Source organism: Daejeonella sp. (genome assembly GCF_044348475.1).
Classification (GTDB): domain Bacteria; phylum Bacteroidota; class Bacteroidia; order Sphingobacteriales; family Sphingobacteriaceae; genus Daejeonella.
Window position 1 is genome coordinate 1 of record NZ_JBIKSU010000081.1, and the last position, 7,273, is coordinate 7,273.

At 35.1% G+C, this 7,273-nt stretch carries 4 protein-coding genes and 1 pseudogene; 1 reads left to right on the plus strand and 4 read right to left on the minus strand.

Annotated elements, in window-relative coordinates:
• The 4 genes from ACIQZ6_RS10820 to ACIQZ6_RS10835 form a co-directional block, all read right to left on the minus strand.
• Positions 1-933, minus strand: a 933-nt coding sequence (locus tag ACIQZ6_RS10820) for a SusD/RagB family nutrient-binding outer membrane lipoprotein (RefSeq protein ID WP_395810976.1), incomplete at its 3' end; no start/stop codon positions are given.
• Between the two features lie 17 nt (positions 934-950).
• Entirely contained in the window at positions 951-4,421 is a 3,471-nt protein-coding gene (locus ACIQZ6_RS10825) for a SusC/RagA family TonB-linked outer membrane protein (RefSeq protein WP_395810978.1), read from the minus strand.
• A gap of 281 nt (positions 4,422-4,702) precedes the next feature.
• Entirely contained in the window at positions 4,703-5,887 is a 1,185-nt protein-coding gene (locus tag ACIQZ6_RS10830) for a FecR family protein (RefSeq protein ID WP_395810980.1), read from the minus strand.
• Between the two features lie 246 nt (positions 5,888-6,133).
• Positions 6,134-6,655 (minus strand): RNA polymerase sigma-70 factor, encoded by a 522-nt coding sequence (locus tag ACIQZ6_RS10835; RefSeq protein ID WP_395810982.1) that lies wholly within the window; start codon positions 6,653-6,655, stop codon positions 6,134-6,136.
• Positions 6,656-6,911: 256 nt separating this feature from the next.
• On the opposite strand from ACIQZ6_RS10835, the pseudogene ACIQZ6_RS10840 reads away from it, so the two are divergent.
• Positions 6,912-7,273 (plus strand): annotated as a pseudogene (locus ACIQZ6_RS10840) (hypothetical protein); the annotation flags it as partial.

Genomic DNA, 7,273 nt, shown 5'->3' on the forward strand with positions numbered 1-7,273 from the left:
AGTATACGTATTACCAGCTGCTGGAACCCAAACAACAGATAGTACAGGCAAGCGCGGATCACTTGTATTTTTCAAATGATCAATGAATTTACCTGACCATTTACTTCCTTCTATATTATCACCACCTGGGCTTGTAAAGTCACCATTAATGTATCCATTAACCCTTGGATTAAATTGACCAGTAACGTTCGCATATTTCAGGTAAGCAATATCAGCAAAAGCTGTCATTACCCCGCCTGCTACCGCTTTTTCAACCCAGGCCTTTGAAGTGGCTGGCTCAATATCAGATAAACGCATGCCTAAACGAAGCATTAACGTATATCCGAATTTTTTCCATTTAGCCACATCACCTTTAAAATAAGGATCTGCACTACCAAATACATTTGGCTTGGTAGCATCCATAGATTTTAAAGCTGTTTCAAGTTCGGTTAACATAGCTGCATAGATACTTTTTTGAGTATCATATTTAGGCTTTAATACATCCAAACCTTTCATCGCTTCTGAATAAGGCATATCGCCCATCACATCTGTTTTTTGATGGAAAGCCAAAATTCTAAGGATCTCAACAGCAGCACGCTTATTCACGTTTTCTGGGCCAGAGATTTGCTTAGTAAGTTGTAATAAACGATTCCATTGCCCAGTATAAATATTAAAGTTACCGGCTGTTCCACTAAAATTGTAGAATTTATCTCCTGTTGCAGGAACTTCTTTATAAGAAGAAAAATACTGCAATCCTTGTCCTAATGGTCTGTAATTCTCGCCAGGACCGCTTTCTAATACTGCTGCAGTAAAAGAATAATCTGGAATTACGTATTCAATTGCGTTTGGATTCTTGTTCAGGTCAGTTAGCTTCTCGGTATTACACGATTGCATCGTTGAAAATACAAGAACAGCTCCGGCCGCATATATCATTTTTATGAATGTCTTTTTCATGTTCTTAGATTTAAATATTAGAATCTTAAATTCAGGTTAAAGCCAATGTTTCTGGTTCTAGGAAAAGCTACACCCTGACTTCCCTGAGCATTACCTACTGTTTCCTGCATTTCAGGATCAATACCTGCTTCTTTAGTTCTCTTATCCTGATAAAGGATAGCCAAATTAAAGCCAGTGATACCCACAGAAGCAGATTGAACTCTCATGAACTTAAGTGCATTTACAGGTAAGTGATATTTCAATACTGTACGACGCAGTTTAATGAAATCTGTTTTGTAAACCCACATTCCCGGATAAGCATTTCCAAAGTTATTGTAGTACGTATCAAGATCTACCACATTCCAAACCTTAGTGTATGGAGCACCAGTAGCACTAACACCACTTACAGTTAAACCACCCTCTCTTCCAGGAAGTGTTTGTGGGGTATGACCAAATCGGGTAGCATATTGAATTAAGTTACTGTAACCTACTGCGCCAAACTTAGAATCGATATCGATTGTTAAACTAAAGCGTTTGTAACGGAAATTATTTCCAAGACCCATCAGGTATGGAGGGTTACCCACACCTATATCCTGCAGTTCTTGAACTTCATAACCGGTAGCAGTGTTATAAACTTTATTACCATTAGCATCTCTCTTCATCACATTGGCTCTAACAGTAGAATAAGGTAAACCAACTGCATTGATCATTTGAGGACCACCAATACCAGATCCTAAAGATAGGACATCAATACCAGGAGCTAGTTCAACGATTTTACTCATGTTATAGCCAAAGTTATAATTCACATCCCATGAGAAATTATCCTTCTTGACTGGAGTACCTGTTAAGCTGATTTCCCAACCCTTGTTAGTCACCAAACCAAGATTTCTTCTTCCTGCAGCGAATCCTGTAGCTCCAGAAATTGGTGGAGAAAGAATGTCATTTCTGGTTTTTCTTGAATAATAGTTTACATCCAATCCAATTCTACTATTTAACATTTGAACTTCAAAACCACCTTCAATTGTTTCAACTGTAACCGGGCGAATATTTGGATTATTCAAAACATTCGGGTTTGTTAATGTTGGAAGACCATAAGCATTTACAGTACTAACTGCATACGTTTGATTGATACTTCCTGCGTTCACAGTTGCACTACCTACTTCAGCCCATGATGAACGTAATTTGGCATAATCAATGAACTTAGGCATTTTAACCACCTCAGAAAGAATAAAACTTGCACCAACTGATGGATAGAAAATGGAGTTAAATCCTGGATTTAACACAGAGAACCAATCTTGACGACCAGTTACGGTTAAATAGAAGAGATTATTGTAATCAATATTTGCTTCTCCAAACACAGAGTTTGTTCCAAACGAACCTTGTGAGGCATTAACCAGATCTCTATTAACCAAATTGGTAACACTATAAAAATCAGAGACAACCCATTGGCTTCCATTGGCTGTATTTCCTTTAGAAAAATCTCTTTCACTTTGTGCACCCGCAAGAACATTCAATCCAATTTTATCTTTCAGGAATCTTTCGTTATAGTTTACTATACCCTGGAAGTTTGTTTTATCATCCTGCATGGTACCTGATTGGAAATAACCAAGTGGTGTATAGTTATTGGTATTTGGTACGTATACTTGGTCAGTAGTATAATTAAAATCACGTGCTACAGTACCTTTTACAAATAAGTTAGGCAAAATATTAGCCTGAACACTAGCACGACCAATTAAACTCTGACGAGCATCCTTATTTCCAATCTGATAAGCTACGTAGTAAGGATTAAAAGCCACAGGAACTGGGTTCCAAGCCAATTCTCTTCCATTTGCCACACTAATTCCAGGTCTGGTTGGGTCAGTACCTGCCATGTTGCGAACATCAACTACGTTTGCTGCCAAATATACAGGCCATGCTGAATTGAAATCGGCATAACCTACACCTGGTCTGTTTCTACCTTCAATCAAATTATACTGAACACTTGATTCAAAAGTTAAGAAATCATTCTTACCCATTTTACCAGAAACATTCAGGTTAGCAGTTTTACGCTTATAATCAGAATTAGGTTGTTGATCTTGTGCACGTAGATCACTTACTGATAACCTTGTTTTCAATTTCTCACTACCCGCACTAAATGCTACGGTATTGGTAATATTTTGACTTACTTCATAAAAGTTTTTAATATTATCTTTTACTCTAAATGGTGAATAAGGGCGCAAAACTCCATCAAATTGCATAACCATCGAACCGTCCATTTTTGCACCATATGACAAACGTCCTGAACTCAATGCGGCAGCAGCCGTAGCAGGCTTCACACCATCATTACCTTGTCCGTATTCATACTGGTAATTTGGAAAAACTGATGGAGTACCAAAATTGGCATCAGAAGTAACTTCGATACCAACACCTTTTTGAGTAGTTCCTTTTTTGGTGGTAATCAATATTACACCATTTGCAGCCTGACTACCATAAAGAGCGGCAGCAGCACCACCTTTCAATACTGAAATTGTAGCAATATCATCTGGGTTTATTCTAGAAATACCATCCCCACGGTCGGCATTTAAACCTTCAGTGCTTGTTACTGGCCCTCTATTCGTATTTGAAATAGGCATACCATCTACCACATAAAGAGGCTGCTGGTTTCCGTTTAAAGATGTATTACCACGAATAATTACACGGCTAGAACCACCTGCACCAGAATTGGCTTGAGTTGCATCTACACCGGCAATCTTACCAGTTAAGGAATTTGCAATGTTATTTTGACGTGATTCTGTAAACTCTTCGCCACGTACTTCTTGTACGGCATAACCTAAACCTCTTTTTGCTTTAGTTACACCAAAAGCGGTTACTACAACCTCGCTTAATGCCTGACGGTCTTCAACCAATGTTACATTCACAGTGGTTCTTCCGTTTACTGCAACTTCTTGTGTTATATAACCAATGTAAGTAAATACAAGAGTAGCATTTTCAGGTGCATTTAAGGAGAAGTTACCATTTACATCTGTAGATGCACCGGTTTCAGAACCTTTAACACGAACACTCACACCAATTAAGGCTTCACCAGATGCATCAATTACTTTACCACGAACATCAGCTCTTTGTTGCTCGATATTAAAGTTTGACACAAGACCTGAAGAAGGAGTATTACCCATAGTAGCAACCTCACGATTTGAGTTTACTATTGAAAATTTAGAAACTTGCTCCATTAATCGCTCATCTCTTTTTTTCAGAATAATTGTATTTTCTGTGATGGTATAAGTTAGTGGCTGGTTTTTGAAAACCTGGTCCAAAACTTCTTCTAATGAGGAATTCTTTGCCTTAACAGTAACCGGACTTGTATTTCTAAGTAGCCTGGTATTGTATAGGAAATCATAACCCGTTTGTTTTCGAATTTCAGTAAAAACCTTATCCAGGTTAGAATTCGTTTCATTTAACGTCACATTTTGTGAGTATCCATTCGCACTTACCTGCATAATGGCTACTAAAATGAAAATGGTAGTTAGTTTCATAATTCGTAACATTTGATTAGATAGTCTCTTTTTAGGATAGTTCCTAAAATTGTTTATGCAGGAGACGCTGCATTCACTTAGTAAAACATTTTTCATACTTTTACATTTTTAAAATTTGTTTTGGTTAATTAATTAAAATTTCGTGCTTACGAAATTTCATACTAGGATTAATTTAAATATTATTCGGTCTTTGGGTGCAAACCGAGTCGGTTTTTTTCATTTTAATCCTTTTTCATTTTTATTAGCTGCTATTGGTTTTTATCATAATTTAGTTTCAGGATTTAGTGTATCATTTTAACTTTAATTTTTTTTCCTTTAACGCTGAATTTCACCCCTCCACTTTGCTCAAGAATTTTCAATACACCTGAGATATTTACATCGTTAGAGATAAAACCGGTAAACTCATCAGTTGGCATGGTACCTTCGTATACCAGTTCAACATCATACCAACGTTCAACTTCTCGCATAATCTGCTGAATAGGCGTATTTTTAAATTTAAAATATCCATTTTTCCAGGCTACCGCTTTTTCAGTATCTGCATTTTCAATGCGGATACCTGATTGAGATAAATTGGTTAGCGATTGCTCTCCAGGTTTGAGCATTCTGGTCTTGCCCAGCACATCTGATTTTGAATTAAGAATTACCCTAACACTACCTTCCAATAGGGTTGTTTTGGTAAAATCCTCATCATCGTAAGAATTAATATTAAAATGGGTTCCTAAAACTTCAACAATCTGGCCATCACTTTCAACACGAAATGGAATTTTTTTATTTGAAGCTACTTCAAAATAGGCTTCTCCCTTAAGTTTGACTTTACGCTCTGTACCAGTAAATGCAGTTGGATAACTTAAAGTTGAAGCTGAATTTAGCCAAACCTTACTACCATCAGGTAAACGAACCTGATATTTACCCCCTTTAGGAGTTTGAATTGTATTGGTGAGAGCATGGTTTGAAATTCCTTTATTTTTTTCAATGGCATTCTTTTCATAAACTATTTCACCATTTTCAGTTTTGGTAATTACAGTGTTCCCTTCACTTGCTAGCAATCCATATTCAGCATCATCTAAACTGATCTTTGAACCATTTGCAAGGGTTAAAATAGCTTTATTGTTTCCTGGAAGAATATCATTTTTGACATTGATTTCTACAAACTGTTCTTCCTCTTGTATTATTCTATTAGAATAGAAGTAAATACCGGTGGTAATTGTAAGCAAAATCATTGCCGCAATTGAAAGAGATTTCAGGTAATAAAAATTAAAGGAGTGAGAATAATCCTCTTCTGGAGTAATTTTATCTAAAATATTGCCAAAAATCTTATCCTTTAAATCTTCCATTTCAGGAATTGATTCTATTTCAGAAGAAGATTTAAAACTGCCATAAAAGTTCAACAAACGCTGTTCTTCATCATGAGAAGCTTCTCCAGCGATGTATTTATCAAGTAACTTATGAAATTTTTCCTTTTCCAAAATGGGTCGATTTTATATAGTAGAGTAAAAAAATAGAGGTATCCCCTAGTTTTTATTAAAAAAAATAATCTATTAATAAATTTGTTGATCAAATGTCATTTATGAGACACTATTTATAGGAATCATTCATGTGTATTAGATGAAATTAGTTTTTATAACTATTCTTTTTGAACGTGTTTCAACGCACAGTTACAATTAGAATTGAAAATAGAAAAAATGTTTTTAATAAAAGAACTTTATTAAATGTTAGTATAGCCCTAAAGAAATTCTTAATTGCTTCAAGGCTTTATTCAAATGATTTTCAACTGTTTTAGTTGAAATATCCAATTGGGAAGCTATTTCTTTATGCGATAACTGCTCTTCGCGACTTAATTTATAAACAACCTTACATTTTGCCGAAAGGTTATCAACAATTGAATTAATTTGAGAAAGGAGTTCTCTATATTCAATATTTCCGTATTCGGATGGAGTTTCTAAACGTTCATGAATATGATCAAAGATATCTTCTCGAACTGATCCATAGCGTACCTGCCTATAAACTTCATAACGAGTTGAAGCAAAAAGATAAGATTTGAGAGAAACTCTGATTTCTATTCTTTCTCTTTTATTCCAGAGGTTAATGAAAATATCCTGAATAATATCTTCGCAAGCTTGCTGATCGTGAAGAATAGTGTAAGCAGAGTTGAATAACTGATTCCAATACATATCATATCCTGACCTCATTCGGTCAATCAATTCTACATAATCTATTTTTACTTGTTTATCCATTGGAAATTTAAACTTATTAAATTCAAAATGAAATTCAAAATATGTTTAAAAAAAGCTAGCTAAAATCAGTGAAAATTAAATTCTCGATTAAATAAATAATATAGTTTATTTTGGGTTTAATTTAACATGATAAATGATTTATGTTTATAACGTATAGGGGCTAATGGTCTTTTTTAACTCTTACTATTAATTTATCCTAACACATATAATTCTACACATTTAAAAATAACTATTAATACACCTAAAAACGATTAAAATGAAGTACAAACATTTTTATTTTTTCGCACTGCTAATTTTCATAAGCTTAAATTTAAAGGCTCAACAAAATCAGCAGTCTGATTCTGAAAAGCCATACAATATTGTCATAAAAGGTGGTCATGTGATAGATCCTAAGAACAATATCAACACGTTAATGGATGTTGCTATAACTAATGGAAAAATTGCATTGATTGCCAAGAATATTGATGCCTCTAAAGGTACACAGGTAGTAAATGCTAAAGGAATGCATGTTACTCCAGGTTTGATTGATATTCACGTTCACTTTTTTTGGGGTCATGATGGTGACGCTTACATGAACGCTCCTGCAAGCTTACCAGCAGATGGTTTTACCTTCCCTGC